Source organism: Micromonospora sp. BL4 (assembly GCF_003667505.1).
Taxonomy (GTDB): domain Bacteria; phylum Actinomycetota; class Actinomycetes; order Mycobacteriales; family Micromonosporaceae; genus Micromonospora.
The window spans coordinates 1-739 of the sequence record NZ_RCVJ01000280.1; the positions used below are offsets into that span (position 1 = coordinate 1).

At 68.5% G+C, this 739-nt stretch carries 1 protein-coding gene; it reads right to left on the bottom strand.

The genetic code is table 11. The features are described 5' to 3' along the window. Positions 1–739: M14 family zinc carboxypeptidase (locus EAD89_RS30160; protein ID WP_255421295.1), on the bottom strand; the 739-nt coding region annotated here is incomplete at both ends.

The following is a 739-nucleotide window of genomic DNA, read 5'->3' on the forward strand; positions in this document are numbered from 1 at the left end:
GTGTTGGCGGCCTGGATCTCGATGGCTTCGGCGCGGGAGGTGAGGATTTCGCCGCGGTCGGCGCGGTGGTAGTCGAGGAACTGCTGGAAGGTCCACAGGGCCGAGTAGGTCTTGCGGCGCCGGTTGTTGGCGGTGTTGCCCTCGTCGGGTCGGGTCTGGCCGCCGGAGCTGCGCAGTTCCAGCAGCGAGTTGGCGACGTTCTTGAGTCCGAGGGTGTTGCGCAGGATGGTTTCCTCGCTGAGGCCGACGTTGCCGCCGCCTTCGCAGCCGTAGGGGCAGGCCCACCAGCCGGCTTCGGCGCCCTTGGCGTACATGTGATTTTCGATCATGTCCTGGGACTGGTCGAAGATCGGTTGGGGGACGTTCTGGTGTCGGGGCGGCAGCATCGGCAGGTCACCGGCGCGGGAGTTGCCGTACTCGTGGCCGTCGTAGCCGGCGACGGGTCGGTAGTCGCGGACCATCTTGACGTACGCGGCGGTCTCGGGCTGACGGATCAGCGAGTAGTCGCGGTTGAGGTCCTGGCCGGTGGAGTTGCCGCGGGTGTTGGCGGCCCGGCCGTCGCCGTTGATGGTGGGGACGATCAGGACGGTGGTGCGGCTGAGCAGGTCCGTGATCCGGGGGTCGGTGCTGAAGGCGAGTTGCCGGGCCATGATGAGGCAGGCTTCGCGGTCGCCGGGCTCGTTGCCGTGCACGTTGCAGTTGATGGCCACGGGCGCGGTGGCGGCGACGGCGGCGGTGT